Origin of the sequence: Tropicimonas marinistellae (genome assembly GCF_001509585.1) — a bacterium.
GTDB lineage: Bacteria > Pseudomonadota > Alphaproteobacteria > Rhodobacterales > Rhodobacteraceae > Tropicimonas > Tropicimonas marinistellae.
The window spans coordinates 76720-96627 of the sequence record NZ_LNCI01000006.1 but is presented as its reverse complement, the minus strand read 5'-3'; the positions used below and the strand labels follow the sequence as shown (position 1 = coordinate 96627).

Annotated in this window: 18 protein-coding genes; 2 read left to right on the top strand and 16 right to left on the bottom strand. The window is 63.9% G+C overall.

Annotated features, from left to right (window positions below):
• Positions 1-3: 3 nt before the first annotated feature.
• The 10 genes from ARC39_RS13775 to ARC39_RS13725 form a co-directional block, all read right to left on the bottom strand.
• Complete coding sequence (locus ARC39_RS13775) at positions 4-855, bottom strand: tetratricopeptide repeat protein (protein ID WP_068115391.1); 852 nt, start codon at positions 853-855, stop codon at positions 4-6.
• A 30-nt stretch (positions 856-885) separates the two neighbouring features.
• Positions 886-1452, bottom strand: coding sequence for a tetratricopeptide repeat protein (locus ARC39_RS13770; RefSeq protein ID WP_068115390.1), 567 nt, complete (start codon positions 1450-1452; stop codon positions 886-888).
• A gap of 134 nt (positions 1453-1586) precedes the next feature.
• A complete protein-coding gene (locus ARC39_RS13765) occupies positions 1587-2585 on the bottom strand; it encodes a type II secretion system F family protein (protein ID WP_068115389.1) in 999 nt (332 codons plus the stop codon).
• Positions 2586-2594: 9 nt separating this feature from the next.
• Positions 2595-3563 (bottom strand): type II secretion system F family protein, encoded by a 969-nt coding sequence (locus tag ARC39_RS13760; protein ID WP_068115388.1) that lies wholly within the window; start codon positions 3561-3563, stop codon positions 2595-2597.
• A gap of 6 nt (positions 3564-3569) precedes the next feature.
• Positions 3570-5009 (bottom strand): TadA family conjugal transfer-associated ATPase, encoded by a 1440-nt coding sequence (locus tag ARC39_RS13755; RefSeq protein WP_068115385.1) that lies wholly within the window; start codon positions 5007-5009, stop codon positions 3570-3572.
• 32 nt (positions 5010-5041) lie between these two features.
• Positions 5042-6289, bottom strand: a complete 1248-nt coding sequence (locus ARC39_RS13750) for a CpaE/TadZ family protein (RefSeq protein WP_068115383.1) — start codon at positions 6287-6289, stop codon at positions 5042-5044.
• Between the two features lie 317 nt (positions 6290-6606).
• Complete coding sequence (locus tag ARC39_RS13745) at positions 6607-6924, bottom strand: hypothetical protein (RefSeq protein ID WP_068115382.1); 318 nt, start codon at positions 6922-6924, stop codon at positions 6607-6609.
• 5 nt (positions 6925-6929) lie between these two features.
• Positions 6930-8342 carry a type II and III secretion system protein family protein gene (locus ARC39_RS13740; RefSeq protein ID WP_068115376.1) on the bottom strand — a complete coding sequence of 471 codons (1413 nt, stop codon included), beginning with the start codon at positions 8340-8342 and terminating at the stop codon, positions 6930-6932.
• A 199-nt stretch (positions 8343-8541) separates the two neighbouring features.
• On the bottom strand, positions 8542-9426 hold the full coding sequence (gene cpaB / locus ARC39_RS13735; protein WP_068115374.1) for a Flp pilus assembly protein CpaB: 885 nt from the start codon (positions 9424-9426) through the stop codon (positions 8542-8544).
• Between the two features lie 610 nt (positions 9427-10036).
• Positions 10037-10231, bottom strand: a complete 195-nt coding sequence (locus ARC39_RS13725; protein WP_068115369.1) for a Flp family type IVb pilin — start codon at positions 10229-10231, stop codon at positions 10037-10039.
• A 331-nt stretch (positions 10232-10562) separates the two neighbouring features.
• Here ARC39_RS13725 and ARC39_RS13720 point away from each other — a divergent pair, with 331 nt between their 5' ends.
• Positions 10563-11477: a lytic transglycosylase domain-containing protein gene (locus tag ARC39_RS13720; RefSeq protein WP_068115367.1), complete on the top strand. Its 915-nt coding sequence runs from the start codon at positions 10563-10565 to the stop codon at positions 11475-11477.
• Positions 11478-11480: 3 nt separating this feature from the next.
• Here the strand turns inward: ARC39_RS13720 and ARC39_RS13715 are convergent, their stop codons facing one another.
• The 5 genes from ARC39_RS13715 to ARC39_RS13695 form a co-directional block, all read right to left on the bottom strand.
• On the bottom strand, positions 11481-12230 hold the full coding sequence (locus ARC39_RS13715; RefSeq protein WP_068115362.1) for an SDR family NAD(P)-dependent oxidoreductase: 750 nt from the start codon (positions 12228-12230) through the stop codon (positions 11481-11483).
• Positions 12227-13531, bottom strand: a complete 1305-nt coding sequence (locus ARC39_RS13710) for an FAD-binding oxidoreductase (RefSeq protein ID WP_068115361.1) — start codon at positions 13529-13531, stop codon at positions 12227-12229. Before ARC39_RS13710 ends, ARC39_RS13715 begins: the two co-directional genes overlap by 4 nt.
• Entirely contained in the window at positions 13515-14531 is a 1017-nt protein-coding gene (locus tag ARC39_RS13705) for a lysylphosphatidylglycerol synthase transmembrane domain-containing protein (protein WP_236545262.1), read from the bottom strand. Before ARC39_RS13705 ends, ARC39_RS13710 begins: the two co-directional genes overlap by 17 nt.
• Positions 14532-14720: 189 nt before the next feature.
• The gene (locus tag ARC39_RS13700; RefSeq protein WP_068115359.1) at positions 14721-15347 is read right to left on the bottom strand and encodes a 3-oxoacid CoA-transferase subunit B; all 627 of its coding nucleotides are present in this window, start codon (positions 15345-15347) and stop codon (positions 14721-14723) included.
• A complete protein-coding gene (locus ARC39_RS13695; protein WP_068115357.1) occupies positions 15347-16051 on the bottom strand; it encodes a CoA transferase subunit A in 705 nt (234 codons plus the stop codon). The genes ARC39_RS13700 and ARC39_RS13695 overlap by 1 nt, the downstream gene beginning before the upstream one ends.
• A 389-nt stretch (positions 16052-16440) precedes the next feature.
• Here ARC39_RS13695 and ARC39_RS13690 point away from each other — a divergent pair, with 389 nt between their 5' ends.
• Positions 16441-17049 carry a vWA domain-containing protein gene (locus tag ARC39_RS13690; RefSeq protein WP_068115355.1) on the top strand — a complete coding sequence of 203 codons (609 nt, stop codon included), beginning with the start codon at positions 16441-16443 and terminating at the stop codon, positions 17047-17049.
• 40 nt (positions 17050-17089) lie between these two features.
• Here the strand turns inward: ARC39_RS13690 and topA are convergent, their stop codons facing one another.
• Positions 17090-19834, bottom strand: a complete 2745-nt coding sequence (gene topA / locus ARC39_RS13685; protein ID WP_068115353.1) for a type I DNA topoisomerase — start codon at positions 19832-19834, stop codon at positions 17090-17092.
• Positions 19835-19908: the final 74 nt, after the last annotated feature.

The following is a 19908-nucleotide window of genomic DNA, read 5'->3' as shown; positions in this document are numbered from 1 at the left end:
CGGCTAGTTCGCGCCGTCGAGCGCGTTCAGGCTATGGACGGCTGCCTCAAAGTGTTGCGGGTGCGTGTCGATGGCATCCTGCAGGAGAGACCGCCCCATGGTCACATCGCCCTGCTTGATCGCGGTCAGAGCCAGCGTGTGCAGGAGTTGCGCGCGTTCGATCTGCGTCATGTCGACAATCGGCATCTGGTAGTTGTTCTGCGCGCCACGGGCGAGGATCAGGTTGTTCTTCGCGGTGAAGAGCTTCGGGTCGTACTGGATCGCCTCACCGAACAGCCGCTCCGCCTCGCGGTAGTCGCCGCGGGTGAGCTTGGAATAGCCCCAGTTGTTCAGAACCGCGGAGGGTTTGGTGGTCAGGCCGATGGCTGTCTCGTAGAAGCTGTCGGACTTCTTCCACTCCTTGTTCTTGTCGGCGATCATCGCTTCGAGCTTGTAGCGCTTGAAGGTTTCGTGGGTCGGGGGCACGCCGTCGAGCACCTGCTCGGCCCTGTCCCAGTTGCCAGCGCGGATGAGTGCGTCGGCATAATCGACCTTGTCGGCGTTGGTCGCGTCGGGGTGCGCGGCGACCCGGCCCCAGACAGCGGTGGCCTCGGTATTGTGCTTGGCGCGCACGAGGCTCTTTGCCAGGTTCCGCTGCAGGTCGATCCGGTCCGGGCTCTGGGCGGAGGTGCGCTTGAAGTAGCTCACTGCCTCATTGGGATCGGCCACGGTCAGCATGATGTCGCTGAGATTGTTGTCGTCGATCGCGTTCACGCTCTGGATGGCGCGGTCGACTTCGCTATCGCTCGCCTTCTGACAAGCGGAAAGGGCCATGGCGCTGCCAATGCACAGCACGACAAGGGTGGAACGGCGCATTTTTGTGCGTCCTTTTCTGCTCGGTCTGCCTCAGGGTGTGCTCAGCAGGCGGTATTTTCCGCTCCCCCGGCGCACCAGCTCGAAGTTTGTTGTGTTTTCGGAAGTGTACGCAGGATTTTGGAGTTTTGCGAGCGCGGAGGTCAGGTTTTCGCGAATTTCGGCACTTTCGCCACTGTCCAGCGCGAAGGCCGCGCGGAACACCTGCGCGGCTTCGCCGACCTCGCCCTGTTCCATCAGCACGACGCCGAGATTGTTCCAGGCCGCGGCGAAGTCTTCGTCTTCCTCCGTCGCCCGGCGAAGCAGGCGTTCGGCCTGTCCGAGGCGGCCGAGTTTCAGGTTGGCGGACCCGAGCGCGGAGAGCACATCGGCGTTCAGACCGTGCTCCGCGCCGGCCCGCAGATATTCCTTGAGCGCGAGTTCGTATTCGCCCGCCGCCATCAGCCGGTGCCCGACGATGAGCCCGTCGACGGCATCGTCGACGGTTTCGACGCCGGGGGGCGCAGGCGGGCCTTCGTTCAGCGGTTCAAGGCGGGGATCCTCGCCGCAAGCGGAAAGGGTCAGAAGAAGCGCGAGCAGCGGCGCAGCGGTACGGAGCATGTGTGGGCCTTCCGCGCGGGTGGGGCGTGCGCGTGCAGTCTTGCGTGATCGGGCCTCGGCTCCAAGGGCGGGCGCACCACGTTGGCGCGATCCGCCCGGGGTGTGGCAAAAGCGACGCCACCCGGCGCGGCGCCTCAGAAGCCGCCGCCGTTGCCCGACAGCGTCTGCGCGATCTCGTAGATCGATGGCCCGATGAGAATGATCAGCAGCGGCGGAACGGTGAACATCATCGTCCCGAGCGTCAGCTTCGTCGGCAGGACGTTGGCCTTTTCTTCCGCGCGCATCACCCGTTTGTCACGCATTTCCGAGGCATAGACGCGGAGCGCCTCCGCGATCGACGTACCGAAGCTCGCGGATTGGATGAGCACGGTCACGAAGGAGGCGACATCCGGGACGCCGGCACGCTCCGCCATGTCCTTGAGCACCTGCACCTTGTCCTTGCCGGCCTTCATCTCGTGCGCGACCATCTCGTATTCGTCGGCCAGCGCCGGGAAGCCGGCGCGCAGTTCCTTGGAGACGCGGATGATCGATTGTTCGAGGGATTGGCCGGCCTCGACGCAGACGAGCATCATGTCGAGCGAATCCGGGAAACCGTTGGTGATCTCCTGCTGCCGGGTCTGCAGGCGGCGGTTCACCCAGTATTTCGGGATATAGTAGCCGACCGCGCCGGGGATGATGATGGACAGGATCAGCGCCTGTGTCGTCACCTCGCCGGTTGTCGAACTGACGATCGCGTAGAGGATGCCGAGGATCAGGAAGCCGACACCGAGCGCAAACTGCGCGAAGTGGTAGGTGCGCACCGCGGATTTCGAGCGGTAGCCGGCCTGAAGCATCTTCAGGCGGGCGGAGGACATTTCCTTTTCGTCCTGCGGTTCGAGGAAACTCGCGTATTTGTCGAGTTTGGCCGCCTTGCCGTTGTCGTAGCGCAGCGCCGCCTTGCCGTCCTTGCCGCCGCGCGCGCCCTGCCGGGACCCCTGGTTCTTGAGCTTGTCGAGCGGGTCGGCCTGGCGCTTGAGGAAGACCGGCAGGGTCAGCGCGACGAGCAGAACGCCCAGCACGCCAACCGCGTAGAGCGGGCCGAGTTCGCCAAACCTGTCAACCAGCCAGTCGTTCGCGGAGATGAGCAGTTCCATGTTCGCCTCTCAGACCTTGATGTTGACCATGATCTTCATGAAGATCACGTTCACGACCAGGAAGGTTCCGACGATCAGGCAGGCCGGAATAAAGGCCGAGGTTTCCTTCACGTCCGCATAGTAGTCCGGCTGGATCACGTTGATCGCGACGAGTGCCAGGATCGGGAAGACCGACAGGAACATGCCCGACCATTTCGCCTCCGCGGTGATCGCCTTCACGCGCCGGAACAGCTTGAAGCGGGCGCGGATGACCTTGGCCAGCCCGTCGAGGATCTCGGCGAGGTTGCCGCCCGATTGCTGCTGGATGGTGACGGCGACGGCGAGGAACCTGAGATCCTGCATGTCCATGCGTTCCGCCAGTGCCTTCAGGCTTTCGGAGATATCGCGGCCGTAGGCGCTTTCGTCGGCGATCACGCCGAATTCGCTGCCGAGCGGGTCGGGAACCTCCCGCGCGACGATGTTCACCGCCGAGGAGAAGGGGTGGCCGACACGTAGGCTGCGCACCATCAGTTCGACGGCGTCCGGCAGCTGTTCCTCGATCAGGCCGAGGCGCTTCTTGGCCTTGTTGTTCACCCAGATGTAGACAGCGCCGACGCCCATTGCCAGCGCGACGACGATGCGCACCGCGAGGCCGGCCTGCGTTGCCAGGGTGAGACCGGCGAATGCGACACCGGACAGGACAACCATGATCAGGACAAGCTGGCTGGGGGAGAAGGCGATGTTCGCCTTTTGCGCCTTGTCCGCGAGGATCGAGTAGAGCGGAATGCCGTTGGCATTCATGTGCTGGGTCATCTCCTTGCGGAGCTGTTCCAGAACCTCCTCGCGGGCGCCGCCCTTCTCGAGCAGCTCCAGCCGGCGATTGACCTTGTTGTTCAGGCTGATCGACTTGCCGAAGGCGGTCAGGTAGAGCCCTTCGACCAGCACCAGGACGGCGACGAAGATCAGTCCGTAGATGAGTGGTTCCGCAGAGATTTGCATGAGCCGTTACTCCGCAACGATCGGTTCGTAAATCGCGGCGGGCAGGTCATAGCCCCACTGCTTGAACCGGTCGGAATAGAAGGAACGGACGCCCGTGGCATTGAAGCGCCCGATGATCTTGCCGTCGTTTTGCAGGCCGAGACGTTCGTAGCGGAACACCTCCTGCATCGAGATGACCTCGCCTTCCATGCCGGTGATCTCGGTGATCGACACCATCCGGCGCGAACCGTCCTGAAGGCGCGAGGCCTGCACGATCAGGTTCACCGCCGATGCGATCTGGCTGCGCACGGCCTTGAGCGGCATCTCGATCCCCGCCATCGCGATCATGTTCTCAAGGCGGCTGACGGCGTCGCGGGCGGAGTTGGCGTGGATCGTGGTCATCGAGCCGTCGTGGCCGGTGTTCATGGCCTGCAGCATGTCGATGACCTCTTCGCCGCGCGTCTCACCGACGATGATGCGGTCGGGGCGCATCCGCAGCGCGTTCTTGAGACAATCCCGCTGGCTGACCTGGCCCTTGCCCTCCACGTTAGCGGGCCGGCTTTCCATTCGGCCCACGTGGGTCTGCTGGAGCTGAAGTTCAGCCGTATCCTCGATGGTGAGGATGCGTTCGGAATTGTCGATGAAGCTCGACAGCGCGTTGAGCGTGGTCGTCTTACCAGAACCGGTACCGCCCGACACGATCACGTTGAGGCGGCAGGCGACGGCGGCCTGCAGATAGGCGGCCATCTCCTCGGTGAAGGCGCCGAACTTCACCAGGTCGTCGACGCCGAGCTTGTCCTTTTTGAACTTCCGGATCGAGACCAGCGAGCCATCCACCGCGATCGGCGGCACCATGGCGTTGAAACGCGAGCCGTCGGCAAGGCGGGCGTCCACATAGGGGTTCGATTCGTCGACGCGGCGGCCTACGGCGGAGACGATCTTGTCGATGATCCGAAGAAGGTGCTTCTCGTCCTTGAAGGTGATCGAGGACAGTTCCAGCTTACCGGCCCGTTCGATGAAGATCTGCTTCGGGCCGTTCACGAGAATATCGTTGACGGTGTCGTCCTGCAGAAGCGGCTCCAGCGGACCGAGCCCTTTGACTTCGTCGAAAAGATCCTGATGCAGTTTGGACCGCTCGTCCTTGTTCAGAACGACTGCCAGTTCCTCCAGCCCTTCCGCGGCGATGGAGGCGATCTCCTGCTTCAGTTCCTGCTCGGAGGCGGTTTCGAGCGCGGCCAGGTTCAGGTTGTCCAGAAGCAGCTTGTGCAGTTCGACCTTGACTTCGGACAGGCGCTCCTTGCGCTTGGCTTCCTTGTCGACGGGCACGGGCTGCGCGGCCACCTTGGACTTGGCGGGTGTCGCGGGTTTGCGCGCGGCGCGCTCAACCGGCTTGTGGGCGGCGATTTCCGCCCGTGCGCTGGGGGGCGCCTTGGCGGATTCGGTAGGTTTCTTATAGCGTGAAAACATATCTCAACCCTTTGCCTCGTGCCGATCCCGCATCAGCCACCCTCGATTTCGGAGCCAACCAGTTCATGCAGGGAGGCCGCCAGTTTCGCGATCTCCTTGCGGAGCGGGTTCTTGCCCGCGTTTTCCGAAAGCGGCAGGCCGTGATCGCAGGCCTGCGCCACCTGCTTCTGCCCGTCGGGCAGCATCAGTTCGATGTCGATGTCCAGGCTTTCGGCCATGCGTTTCACGCGGGCCTTCCCCTGAAGATCGGTGAAGCGCGGCGCGCGGTTCAGAGCGAACCGCAGTTTCTCGTACGGAAGATCCTCGCCCTTGAGCAGGCGCATGAACCGCAGGGCATTCTGCGCGGACCGCATGTCCAGTTCGAGCACGGCGAAGTAGACATTGGCGTGGCTCAGCACCGTCTCGGTCCAGGCGACCAGCGTCTTCGGCATGTCGACGATCACCACGTCGAAATTCGCGCGTGCGATGTCGAGCAGGGTGGCGATATCCTCGGGCCCGACAATGTCGAGGGGCAACATGTCAGCCGGCGCCGTAAGGACGTGCAGCCGGTCGTTGAACGTCTGCATGGCTTGCAGGAAGTTGTCCGCATCCATGGCCGAGGTGTCGGAGAGAAGCTCGTAGACGACGTCGCGGCGCGGCAGGTCCAGATAGGTGGAAACCGATCCGGTCTGGAAGTCGAGATCCAGCAGGCAAACCCGCGGACCGTCCTTTTTCTCCTTCGTGGCCAGTTCCCACGCGAGGTTCACCGCAAAGGTCGTTGCGCCGACACCGCCGGCAAGACCATGGGTCGCGAAGATCGCCCCGTCATGCGAGCCGCCCGCTCTTGCGGCCAGCCCGTTGGCCCCGTTCGCCGGCGCGGCAACTTCCGGTTCCGGCGTCCGAATGCGGACGATTGCCTCGTGAAGCGCGCCTTCGGGAAGCGGGTAGGGCAGGAAGTCGTTCGCCCCGGTCTTGAGAAGCTGGTGAAGGACGCTCGGGCTCACGTCTTCGGCGATCAGGATGACCTTTACGCCACGGTCCTTCGACAAAGCGATCAATTCCCCGATCAGGGCCAGTTCGCCTTCGTCCTGGGCATTCATCGCGACGGCGAAGAACTCCAGGGCCTCGGAATCGGGTTGTTCGAGAAAGGCGATCGCATCCTCGAAGGAAAGATCGCCCCAACTCTCTCCGAGTTCGGTCTCCATGTCCTCGATCAGAAGGTCGAATGCCTGCACATCGCGGCTGACCGTGCAAGCGGCCACCGGCGCGGGCTCGGGTTGTAATGCCACACTACTTGTCATTTTCTGTCTCGCCCTTCGTCAGAAGACGCACCCGGTTCGATACATCGCGCAGGACATGGCCTGTGCGGAATACGGTCTACCGATCACGTCACTCGTGTCCGCGAAACGCGCACACTACTCCTGATCTTCTGTGTGTTTGGGAAACCGGGCGAAATTGGGGCCAGAATATCGAATTTGTGCGAAGTACGACGCCTGTTGGCCGGGAATGACATTTCTGTTTCGGCTCGCGAACTAGTCTGACGCGTGCTTTCAAATGGTTAACGGCGCCGCCCGTTGGGGCGACGCCGCTTGCCAGAAAAGCCGTTTGGGCGATCTCGCTACTGTTCGCGGGAGCTCGCGCCCTGGATGATCTCGGGCGGCAGTTCCGTGGCGCTCGTGATCGTCTCCTGATAGGCGAACATGGCGTATTTTCCATCCTGTTCGCGGCCCGGACAGCCAGCGGAGAGCGGATTGCCGTATTTCTCGACATTGTAGGACGTCATCTTCCGGCAGGTCTGCGCCAGCTGGTTGTTCATCGTCGCATTTCCGAACTCGCCCTGGTCGAGGGAGGCGCCGGCCTCCTCGTTCCAGTAGCTTCCGCAGGCGGAGAGGGTCAGCGCGGTTCCGAGGGCCAGAATCGTGAGGCTCGTTTTCATCTGTCTCACTCCATCACGTAGCCGTAGGACCCGGTGAAGTCCTGTCGTGCGACCTCTCCGGCGCCGCCAGTGATCGGACGGTTGGTCACCGAGGTTATGCCGCGCATGAACAGCTGGTTTTCCGTCGGCGGCCGGACGCGGTCCGTCGGAAGGGCCAGCACATCGCCGCGGGTCGGCGTGACAAGATGCGCGGTCACGATGATCACCAGTTCGGATTGCTGGCGCTGGTAATCGGCGCTGCGGAACAGCGAGCCGAGCACCGGAACGTCGCCGAGCCAGGGGATCTGGGTGCTGAGATCGGTGAAGTCGTCTTCCAGCAGGCCGGCAATCGCGAAGCTCTCGCCGTCACGCATTTCGACGGTGCTTTCGGTCTTGCGGGTCGAGAAACCCGAGATCGAGAAGCCTGCGTCGGTGATGCCGATCGACGTGTCGAGCTGGCTGACCTCCGCCTTGAGGTTGAGGTTGATATTGTCGCCGATCACCCGCGGCGTCATGTTGAGCACGATGCCGAAGGGTTTGTAGTAGACCGTGACGTTGCCGTCGCCGTCGCGCGACGGCACGGGGTATTCGCCACCGGCGAGGAAGCTCGCCGCCTGGCCGGACAGGGCACTCAGGTTCGGTTCCGCCAAGGTGCGGACGAAGCCCTTGGATTCCAGGGCCTCGATGAGCATGGAGAATTCGACATCGCCGTAGCCGAAGCCGATCTGGAAGGCGCCCTGCGTGTCGGCGTCGAGGGTGACGCCTGCGCCGCCGTCGGCAAGCGAGCCGATGTAGCCGCCGGTTCCGCCCTGATAGCCGATGCTGCCGTTGTCGCCCGTGCCCTGCAGTGCCGCGGAGAAGCCCAGCGACTTGCGCACGGACCGGCTCATCTCGGCGAAGCGGACCTTCATCATGACCTGTTGCGTGCCTCCGACCATCATCAGGTTGGACACGCGATCGGGCGCGTAGCGGTTCGCCAGGTCGATGGCCCGGTCGAGTGCCTGCGCACTGGTCACGGTGCCGGAAAGCACGATGCCGTCATTTGCCGGACGTACTTCGATGGCTTCGCCGGGAAGGACCTCCCGCAGGCGTTCCTTCAACTCGCCCACATCTGCCGTCACCTGCACTTCGACATTGGTGATCAGCGACCCGTCGGGCGCCAGGAGCGTCAGCGTGGTTCGTCCAGGCGCCTTGCCGAGCACGTAGATCGAGCGCTCCGAGAGCGTCGAGATATCCGCGATGCCGGGATTGGCGATGGAGAGTTCTGCAAATACCATGTCGCTTTCAACGACAACGGCGCGATTCATGGGAACCTGAAGCGCCCTCTGCACGGCTCCGCCGGAGACGCGAAGGGTCTCGGCACTTGCCGGGGTAAGGGGAGCTATACTCGCAATTGCAAGGCCGAGTAGACCCGCTTGCACAAGCGTCTTGACTGTCATTGTGACCCTGCCTCTCGATCACGTAATTGGGGCGGGTCTTATTGCCCGCATCATGTCCCACCCTGCCGTCATTTGTGATTTATTGCAAGAATCAGGATATTGCGCCCGGAACCTGATGTAGTGAACCCGCAACAGTCGGGGACTGTCGCGGGTTCGAATCGTGCTAGCGCACTGTAAACAAGGGCCTTCCCGGCGTCTGTCAGTTAACGCAGGGGATCTCCTGTTCGATGACATCGGCGCCACGGCGGATCTTCGTCGTGCAGACCTGCTTCTGCTGAACGACTTCAGGTGCCTTTTCGACAAGGCCGAGCAGCGCCTTTTGGTCCACCTGGCTCACTTCCGCGATGGTGTCGTCCTCCGCGCCGACCAGCGACAGCGTGAGCCGTCCGGTCGACTGCGCCTGCGCCAGCGACGCGACCTGATGCGGCGTGGCCTCGACGGTCACGGTCCGCGCGATCACCGGCGCGGAACGCGCCTTGTCGGCAATCTGGTCGATGGCGATCAGTTTGACATTGGTCTCGATCAGCTTGGTGATCTCGCCGAGGTTCTCCGAACTGGTCGCGGCGCTGCCTGTCCAGTAGACGTCGACCCGATCGCCCGGGCGCAGGAAGCCGGACACACCGGACGTCACATCGACACGGATGGCAAACGCACGCATGCCGCGCCCGAGACGGGATGTAATGCCCGCATCCTCTCCGGGATCGGTGACCTTCGCCGCCAGCAGCGGTTCGAACTTCTGCATTGACGTGATGACGTAGCGCTCCGCTTGCGCATCGGGAAACAGGTCTGACCCTTTTCGAACCGCGACGCCCGTAATCTCCTCCGGATCGCGAACGAAGGCGCCTTCCGGCAAGCTGTCCTTCTGCCATCGCATCCATTTCACGTCATCGCGGGTCAGTTTCTGACCGTAGGCCTTGTCCGCCGTGATGACGACAACATCCACCATTGGCGGGGCCGCCTGTTGCGCCGCCAGAAGTGCGTCGCGTTCGGCGCTCATGCGAGACATGTAGTCCTGCGCCATGTAGACGGCGAAACCCGCCAGCCCGATACCCACTATCAGGACCAGCGCAAACACCAATCGCATGTCGTGTCCTTTCTCTTATTCTTTCCCGCAAGTCGACAAAGCGCGCCTGCGGCGTGTCTGTTTCGACGTTCGAACAGCAATGCGGCAGAAGCGTGGCCGACGGATGGAGCGGACGTGAAACCTGATGCCAATCGCGCGATCGCGGCGGCGCCAGAGAGATCGGTGGCAGCGTTGGTGCAGTGGACGCGGTTGGCGTCAGTGCTCCGCGGGACGGACGGATATGGTCGTTGCCATCGAATTCGAGTGTTTCTCGCCGCCGCCCAGGAACATGCTCGCAGCACCTAGCGCCAAGGCGATAGCGCCTGCGGTCAGCACAATCCAGTCCAGGGTCACGGATCCATCTTGTTGCCGAAAGAAACGTCGGATTAATCGTATCATTACACAACTCCTATCCCATCGCGGTGCCGTCCACACACCCGGCCGGAATCCACGACGGTCGGCATCTGTGTCGGGGAACAATGTGGCATAAAAGTGGTAAACAGGCGCTTTCGGGTGGAAAACGCGGCGGTCTGACGGAAACGGAATTTTTCGTAAGTTACGCTTGAAAAACGCGAAAGCCGCGCCCACCGAATGGGCGCGACCTTCGATCCGAACGATTCGCTTAGCGACCTTAGAAGGTCGAGTCGATGTTCTGGGCGCTCAGCTGGCTCGAGATGTCGCCGGACAGGTTTTCGACGCCGGAGGAGACAGCGGCCAGTACGGCGATGCCGAGGCCAACGATGGCGGCGGTCAGCACGACCCAGTCAACGGTCACGGCGCCGTCTTCGTCTTTGCGGAAGGTCTTGATCAGGTTGAACAGTTTCATTGGTACACTCCAGAAAGGTTGTTTCGCTCAGTTTTCCCGCCAGTTCGGATCGTTTCGAGCCAGCCTCTCTGTTAGGCTCGATCCCCGCTTGGCATGGCTATAATTAGCCCTTGGAATGCGGCAAGACTTTGGCGTGTATCGTTCCTTGTTGGTACATTGCAGAGACTTTCCAAATAATTAACGCCGTATTGGTTGCGGTCAGAATCGCCGCCGGCCTGTGGCCAGAACGCCCGGATTCTCAAGTTTTCTTGATGGATTCCCGCCTTCATGCTGGCCTGCACAGATCGATTCTGCGAGGATTCGGAAAAAATCGCATCGAGCAGGCTTCAAAATGAAAACTCTTTTCCGCCGCGCCGGATGGGCCGCCGTGTTCGGCGTGGTTGCGTCGATCACGCAGGTTACTGCTCAGGAATCCGGCGGCGAGAAGGATTTCACGTTCAAGCGCGTGAAGGTGGGGGCGTCCGCGACAGCCGGCAAGCGCATCTTGGTCCAGATCGATCCGGCAGAGCAGGCGCGTCTCCTCGCGATCAACCCGGCGGTTCCTGCGGCGCCCGAAAACCCGATCCCGGTCGTGCGCGCGGCCCCGACGGAGGCAATCCCCGCCGGCGAGGCGGAGACGAAAGCCGTGGCGTCCACCTACGACTGGTACTGGGAGTTGATTTCGCCACGGCTCTCGGACAGCACATCCGGACGCATGGAGACCGCCGTTGCCGCGTTGCGCAACGGCCCCGGCGGCGCGTCGGTCAAGGCCCCGCGACTGGCCAACTTGCAGGCCATTGCCGATGCGCATGGTGCCGAGATCCTGAAGGCGACCGTGGGCACGGGCGTGTCGCCAGCGCTGGCGCTGGCGGTGATCGGCGTGGAAAGTGCCGGGAGAACGGCCGCGGTCAGTTCGGCGGGGGCAACGGGGCTGATGCAGCTCATGCCGGCAACCGCGGAACGCTTCGGCGTCACCGACCGCACCGACCCGATTCAGAACATCAAGGGCGGAATCGCCTATCTCGACTGGCTGCTGAAGCATTTCGACCGTGATCCCATCATGGCGCTCGCCGGCTACAACGCGGGCGAGAACGCGGTGCGCGAGCACCAGGGCATCCCGCCCTATGCCGAGACGCGGGACTACGTGCCGAAGGTCGTGGCCGCCTGGAACGTTGCCAAGGGCCTGTGCCAGTCGCAACCGCAGCTCGTTTCGGACGGCTGTGTCTTCCAGCGCGGGTCGCAGGCCGTGGCAAGTGCCGGGAATTGACGGTCAAATCGACAGTTTCTTGAAGATCGGTTCGGGCACTGCGCGAATGATCATCATGATGTAGCGCCAGAAGAAGGGCGTGTAGATCACGTTCTTCCGTTTGCGCTCCGCCGTCAGGATCGCGTCGGCCACCGCGTCGGGCGGGGCCACGAGGAACATGCCGTCGAGCCCCCAGGTCATTGCCGTGTCCACGAAGCCGGGCTTGACGGTCACGGCATGGGCGCCGGACCGCGTCAGCCGGTTGCGCAGCCCCGACATATAGGTGTGGAACCCGGCCTTCGCCGCGCCGTAGACGTAGTTGCCCACGCGGCCGCGGTCCCCGGCAACCGACCCCACGCCGACGATTGTGCCGCTGCCGCGCGCCTCCAGCAGCGGTGCCAGGGCGTGAACGAGGCGGGCAGGGCCGGTGAAGCTGTCGCTGACCACACCGTCGATCATCTCCGGCTGTGCGTCGATCTCCTCCTGCGGCGGCATCGATCCGACGAAGACGGCCACGTTCAACGTGCCGGTCTCCGCCTGCATCCGGTCCACGATCGGCCCGAAGCTTTCCGGGTCACGGGCATCGAAGCGGATCGCCTCCGCCCAGGACGCGTTGTGAAAGCTGCAATCGGCGGCGGTGGCCTGCAGGTCGTCCATGTCGCGCCCGGCCAGGAGGAGGCCCGCACCGCGTTCCGCGAGCTTTCGGGCCAGCGCCCGCGCCATGGAGGAGGTCGCCCCAAGGATCAGCCAGGTTTCTGTGGTGGCGTCGGTCATCGTTCTGCCCTCAGGTCCAGTCGGCGGATCAGGTCGGTTTCATAGGCGTGGTCCGGGTCGAGGCCATTGCACAAGGCCGCCCAGTCTGCGCGTTCGGGATACATCGCGTCCATCTGCGCGGCGGTGGCAAAGGCATCCTTGGCCAGGTAGACACGCCCGCCGGCCTCGGTTGCCATCGCGATCAGCCGGCGGATCATCTCGGCCGCCTGGTCGCGCGCCGGGAAATCCACCGCCAGCGTGTAGCCCTCCGTGGGGAAAGACATCATGCCCGCACGCCCGGGCCCCATGCGCTTGAGCACCGCGAGCGGCGACGCGAGACCGGAGGCGCTGACCTTCGTCAGCATCTCGCGCAGGACATCGCGCGCGGCAAGCGGCACGACGCATTGGAACTGGTGGAACCCGCGTTTGCCGTAGAGGCGGTTCCAGTCGAAGATCTTGTCCAGCGGAAAGAAGAAGTCTTCGAGCGGTTTCACGACGGTCCGCCCGCGATCCGGGATCCGGCGATAGTAGGCGGCATTGAAACCGCGCACGACGGGACCGGACAGCGCGAAGTTCGGTGCGTCCATGGGGATACGTTTGCCGCGCTTCGCGGGCGGCACGAGCCCGGCGCCGGTTTCGCCTTCCTCGAAGATCCCGCGGCCGAGATTGCCGCCGGTGGCGGTCGCGTCGATCCAGCCGACCGTATAGGTCGCCTCGGTCGTGTCGAAGAGTTCCAGATAGCTGTCGAGGTCGGGCACGCGGCGTTCCGTAACCATCATCACCGGTCCCTTGACCGGTTGCATCTGTAGCCGCGCGGAGCCGATCGGGCCGGTCTGCCCCATCCCGCCGATCGTGGCGGCAAACAGCGGATCACCGGGGAGGACCTCCCGGCGTCCGTCCGGATGGTGCAGGGTCAACCCGGTGACGTGCTGGCCGAAACTCCCCACGTGGTGATGGTTCTTGCCGTGCACATCCATGCCGATGGCACCGCCGACAGTGGCGAACCCCGTGCCCGGGAGAACCGTGGGCAACCAGCCGCGCGGCGCGAAGAACCGCAGGATCTCGCTGAGGCGGCAGCCGGCCTCGACGTCCAGAACCCCGGTTTCCTCGTCGAAGCCGAGCATCCGGTCGAGCCGGTCCGTCGCGATGGCGCGGCCGCGGGTGTTCAGGCAACCGTCAGAGTAGGAGCGTCGTTGACCGATGGCCGGGCAGGGGGCTTCGCCCGCTATCCGGTCGAGTGCGGAGGCACGTTCCGGGCGCGCCAGCTCTCCCTTTGCGCGGTAGAACCGGCCCCAGCCGGTGTATTCAGCGGTTTTCCACATCGATTGCAGCCCTCTTGGATGTGCGTTCGGCGAGCGGGAGCACCAGCAGCCCCAGCAATATCGCGAACCACAGCGTCGTCAGCCGGATCACCGCCGTGGCGGGAACCGAGATTTCCAGCGGAATGCCCTGGAGCTTCAGCAGGGCGATCATGGCTGCCTCTGCCCCGCCCATGCCGCCCGGCGCGCCGGTGAGCCCGCCGGCGAGCGTCGAGAAGACGAAGATGCCAAGCGCGGTCCAGAACCCGATGTCCGCCCCCATCCAGACGAGCAGCAGGTGAAAGGCGAGCCCCTCCGCGAGCCATCCGGCGGCGCCGAGTGCCAGGGCCGGGGCGAGAACCGCCGGGCGTGTGAAATGCCGCAGCGCGCGGACCGACTGCCGGATCCGGCCGAAGACCCGGGGCCAGCGCCCGAGGCCGCGGTAGGTCTGGGTGACGCACCAGGCCAGAAGCCGGGGATGGGTGGCGATATAGGCGGCCAGCAACGCGAGGATCGCAATCGGGAGCGCACCGGATATCCCCGCAGTCGACAGGGCCAGCGCCGCGCCGAGAAGAATTGCCATCGTCGCAAGGTCGGCCGCCCTGTCCACCAGAACGAGCGGGGCCGTGCGTTCGGCGCTCCATCCGGTCTCCCGGCTGAGCCAGCGCATGCGGATCAACTCGCCCACGCGGCCCGGCGTGACCGTCATCGCGAAGCCCCCGATGAAATGGCGCAGGTCCTGTACGAGCGTCGTCGGGATGCCGAGGGTGCGGGTGAAGATGTGCCAGCGTGTGCCGCGCAAGAGGTAGTTGACCAGCGAGAGAAGCAGCAGGAGCGCGATCTCGGCGAAGGCCAGTCCGCGAAGCTGCGCAAGGGTTTCCTCCCAGCCCGTCGCGGCGGCCAGCCCGCCCAGTCCGACGAGGAACAACAGCAGAAGCCCGGCAACGAACATCCCGTCCCGCAGGCGCCGGGAGCGCATCCGCGGAGGGGCGGCAAAGCGGGAGGTTTCGGTCATCGGTGCCATTGGCGCCGGCCTAGCAACGAAATGGGGCGGCAATATGAAATTGTTTCCCGAAAGCGGCGCTGGAATCGTGCCCGCGCGCTCGGGTCCCACCGGAGGCAAGCCGCGCGCTTCGCGCGCGGCCCGGCCCAACGCCTGTCGGTGCGCCTGTGGCGCATCGGAAGGGGGCGGGAGTGCCCGCCCGCCGCCCGTTCAGACGATGGTCGCTTCGGTGGCAGCGCGCATGTCGTCTTCGGTCACGCCCGGCGCCGTTTCGACGATCTTCAACCCGCCCTCGACCACGTCGAGCACGCCGAGGTTGGTGATGATGCGGTCGACAACACTCTTGCCGGTGAGCGGCAGGGTGCAGTCCTTCAGCACCTTCGACTCGCCCCGCTTGTTGGTATGGTCCATCACCACCACCACGCGGCCGACACCGGCGACGAGGTCCATCGCCCCGCCCATGCCCTTGACCAGCTTTCCGGGGATCATCCAGTTCGCGAGGTCGCCGTTCTCGGCCACTTCCATCGCGCCGAGGATCGCCATGGCGATCTTGCCACCGCGGATCATGCCGAAGCTCTGCGCGCTGTCGAAATAGGCCGTCTGCGGCAATTCGGTGATCGTCTGCTTGCCGGCATTGATCAGGTCGGCGTCGATCTCGTCCTCGTAGGGGAAGGGCCCCATGCCCAACATGCCGTTTTCCGATTGCAGCGTCACTTCGATGCCGTCGGGGATGTAGTTTGCCACCAGCGTCGGGATGCCGATGCCAAGGTTCACGTACCAGCCGTCTTCCAGCTCCTGCGCGGCGCGGGCGGCCATCTGATTGCGATCCCAGGGCATTACGCGCTCTCCTTCTGGCGAATGGTGCGCTGTTCGATGCGCTTCTCGTGCTCGCCCTGGATCAGGCGGTGGACGTAGATGCCGGGCAGGTGGATCGTGTCAGGATCGAGCGAGCCGGTCTCGACGATTTCCTCGACCTCCACCACGCAGGTCTTGCCGCACATCGCTGCCGGCGGGTTGAAGTTGCGCGCCGTCTTGCGGAAGACGAGATTGCCGGTCGGGTCGGCCTTCCAGGCCTTCACGATGCTGAGATCGGCAAAGATGCCCTCTTCGAGGATATAGGTCTCGCCGCCGAACTCCTTGTGTTCCTTGCCCTCGGCCACCACAGTGCCGACGCCGGTCTTGGTGTAGAAGCCCGGGATGCCGCAGCCGGCCGCCCGCATCCGCTCGGCGAGCGTGCCCTGCGGGTTGAACTCCAGTTCCAGCTCGCCGGACAGGTATTGCTGCATGAACAGGTCGTTCTCGCCGACATAGGACGACATCATCTTCTTCACCTGCCGCGTCTGCAGCAACACGCCCAGGCCGAAATCGTCGACGCCGGCATTGTTCGAGGCGACGGTGAGGTTTTGCACCCCGCTGTCCCGAATTGCGGCGATCAGCAATTCGGGGATGCCGCAGAGCCCGAAACCGCCCGCGGCGATCAACATGCCGTCGTGCAGCAATCCGTCCAGCGCCTCGGCGGCGCTGCCGTAGACCTTGTTCATGAAGAACCTCCCGTTGTCCCTTTAGGAAGAGGTTTGTGCCCACCGAACCGGTCGCTGTCAAATGAATGCTGCAACCGCACAGTTTCCACCCCGGGCAAGCATCCAGTGACGGCGGTTTCGCGCGGGCGCACCACCGCGTCGGATTTCGGAGCGCCGACCTCGCGGCGTTCGGCGGTTTTTCGGCGGGGCGTGAGGAATCGGTGCGGCGGATTTGGGCGGCTTTCAATCTCAGGTTGATTAATCCATATGCGATTTCTAGGAATCCGCGCCAATCTCTTGGTCAGCAATGGAGATACTGCCAATAAAATACGCATCTGACTTCCATGCGGGCGGTGGCGCTTTATCGTCCGGAGGCAGGGAGGAACCAACCTTGAAAAAGGGACGTTCCGATGAAGATCCTGGCATCCATTGCGACCGCGCTTTTCTGCGCAACAGCGGCTCCGGCGGTTCAGGCCGAGCCCTACACGATTTTCCTGCTCGACGTGTCGGGCAGCATGGATTACCCCGTCGCCTCCGGAAAGCGTATTGACCGCGCAAAGGAAGCGCTGCTCGATGTCTTCGCATCCGGTCAATATCCCGACGCGGAACTCATCATGTGGAATTCCGGCAAGATCCGCGAAGGGTACGGCAGCGGCGCCCAGCTCGCCAGTCAGGTCCGGTCGGCCCCGCGAGGGCACCAGGGCTCACTTCTGGGGTCGGCTTTTCAGAGCATCAGCGACAACGGGTATCAATGTGCCCATATCGTCTTCGTGACGGATGAGTACCCGGACGATTGGGTCGACTACCAAGACGCGTTGAACAACCTGCTTCTGCGCGGCGGTCAGAACACCGTCACGGTCTTTGTCGTGGAGCATGCGGAAGCGCGGTACTACGCCGGTCGCTTCTCGACCGCGGTGGCGAGTTCCCGGTACCGGGTCGTCGATGGCAGCCAACAGGATTCGCTGGCCGCATACCTGGCTGCAAATCCGCCCCTGGACGCTTGCGGCGCGCTTTCCTGACAGGGAGGTGGGGCGCAGGTCTGGTTGCTGCGCCCTGTCGTCATTCCGCTGCGTCCTTCGGCCCGTCGGCGGCCGTCTTGGATTTCGCGCCGGTTTTGCGCGCGGCGGTCTTTTTCTTGGTGCCTGACTTGCTGGCGGCTTTCTTCCGACCACCCTTCTTGGCGGCTTTCTCGGCAATCAGCTCCACCGCCTGGTCCATCGTCACCGTTTGCGGATCGGTTTCCTTGGGCAAGGTGGCGTTGATCTTTTCCCATTTCACATAGGGCCCGTAGCGGCCTTCCATGACATTGACCGGCCCGCCGTCGGGATGCTCGCCCAACTCCTTGAGCGGCTTTGCCGCCGTGCGCCCGCGCCCGCCCGGGTTGGCGCGCTTCTCGGCCAGCATCTCCACCGCCCGGTTCATGCCAAGGTCAAATACCTCGGCGGGGTCCTTGAGATTGACGTAGACCGGCTTCTCTTCCCCCGGCGCCTGATGGGCAATGTAGGGTCCGAAGCGGCCGAAATTGGTCAGGATCATCCCGCCCTCGGGATGATCACCCACCTCGCGGGGCAGGCTCAGAAGCGTGAGCGCCTTTTGCAGGTCCATGTCCTCGGCCCGCCATCCCTTGGGCAGGCTGGAACGTGGCGGTTTCGGTTGCTCTTCGGTGGCTTCGCCGCGCTGGACGTAGTGGCCGAAACGCCCGTCGCGCAGGGTGATCTTGTCGCCGTTGTCCTCGCCCAGAAGCTTCCCGTCCGGCCCGATGCCGGATTCCTCCGTGCCCGGTGGGCCGAAGGGGCGGGTGTACCGGCATTCCGGATAGTTCGAGCACCCGATGAAGGCGCCGCCAGAGCGCGCGGTGCGCATGGAGAGCCGCCCGTTGCCGCAGTTGGGACAGACGCGCGGGTCGCTGCCGTCCTCGTTGGGCGGGAAGAGATGCGGCTCCAGCACCTCGTTGATCTTCTCCAGCACATCGGTGATGCGCAGTTCGGAGGTCTCGGCGATTGCGGCGGAGAAATCGCGCCAGAACCGAGCCAGCAGGTCCTTGTACTCGGCTTCGCCGGCGGAGACGTGATCGAGTTCTTCCTCAAGCCCGGCGGTGAAGTCGTAGCCGACGTATTTGCGGAAGTAGTTCATCAGGAAGGCGATCACCAACCGGCCCTTGTCCTCCGGGAACAGTCGGTTCTTGTCCTTGCGGACATAGCCGCGATCCTGAATCGTCGTCACGATGGAGGCGTAGGTCGAGGGCCGGCCGATGCCCAGCTCCTCCATCCGCTTCACGAGTGTCGCCTCGGTATAGCGCGGCGGCGGCTGGGTGAAATGCTGCAGCCCCAGCACCGCCCCGCTTTCCGACAGGAGTGCTGCGCCATTGGATTGGATGCCGGCTGCCGGTGACGCGGCCGCTTCCACGACGGTGCTGTCGTCGGCCTTTGCGCCGGCCTTGGCGAATTCGTCCGCGAGGCCCCGGGCCACCGGTTTTGCCGACTCGCCTTGCATGATGGACGGCAGGCGGCGGTCATTCTCGTCGCTGCTCACATCGTCGCGGCCTTCCTCGTAGACCTTCATGAAGCCTTCGAAGAGCACGACCTGCCCGGTGGCGCGCAGCCCGACCTGGCCATCGGCGCTGCCGATTTCCACGGTGGTGCGTTCCAGTTTCGCGGCGGCCATCTGGCTGGCGAGGGTCCGCTTCCAGATCAGGTCGTAGAGCTTGCGCTGATCGGCCTCGGAGACCTTCAGGCTGGCCGCATCCCGCGTCATGTCGGTCGGCCGGATACACTCGTGGGCTTCCTGCGCGTTCTTGGCCTTGTTCTTGTACATCCGCGGCGAGGAGGGGACGTAATCCGCACCGTAACGCTGCTGGATCGCATCGCGCGCCGCCATGACCGCCTCCGGCGCCATGTCGATCCCGTCGGTCCGCATGTAGGTGATCAGCCCGGCCTCGTAGAGCCGTTGCGCGGCGTTCATCGTCGCCCGGGCGCCCATGCCGAACTTGCGGCTGGCCTCCTGCTGGAGGGTCGAGGTCATGAAGGGAGCGGACGGGTTGCGGGTCGCCGGCTTGGCTTCCACCGCCGTGACCGTGAGGGCGCGCGAGGTGATCGCCTGCACCGCCAGTTCGGCGGCCGTTTCATTGGCGAGGTCGAACTTGTCGAGCTTCTTTCCGCCGAGAACGGTCAGGCGCGCCTCGTAGCTCTGGCCGCGCGGGGTTTCCAGCAGCGCCTTGACCGACCAGTATTCCTGCGGCTTGAAGGCTTCGATCTCCATCTCGCGCTCGACGATCAGGCGGAGGCAGACCGATTGTACGCGGCCCGCAGACCGCGAGCCCGGCAGTTTGCGCCACAACACCGGCGACAGGTTGAAGCCGACGAGGTAATCGAGCGCCCGGCGGGCCAGATAGGCATCGACCAGCGGCTGATCCACCTGCCGGGGCGACTTCATCGCCTCGGTGACGGCCGACTTGGTGATCGCGTTGAAAACGACTCGGCTGACCTCGGTATCCTTCTTGATCGCGCGGCGCTTGCGCAGCGTCTCTTCGAGGTGCCAGGAAATCGCTTCTCCCTCGCGATCCGGGTCGGTGGCGAGGATCAGCGCGTTGTCGTCTTTCAGCGCATCGGCGATTGCCTTCACATGCTTGCGAGAATCGGTTCCGACCTCCCAGGTCATGTCGAATTCGTTCTCCGGGTCGACCGATCCATCCTTCGGTGGCAGGTCGCGCACATGCCCGTAGGACGCCAGAACAATGTAGTCGTCACCCAGATATTTGTTGATTGTCTTGGCCTTGGCAGGCGATTCCACGACGACGACGGGCATTCGGCAGACCTTCAAAGGGGTATGTGCAATTGGCGGCGGAACATGTGGTGACTTGGGATGGTTGTCAATGCGGC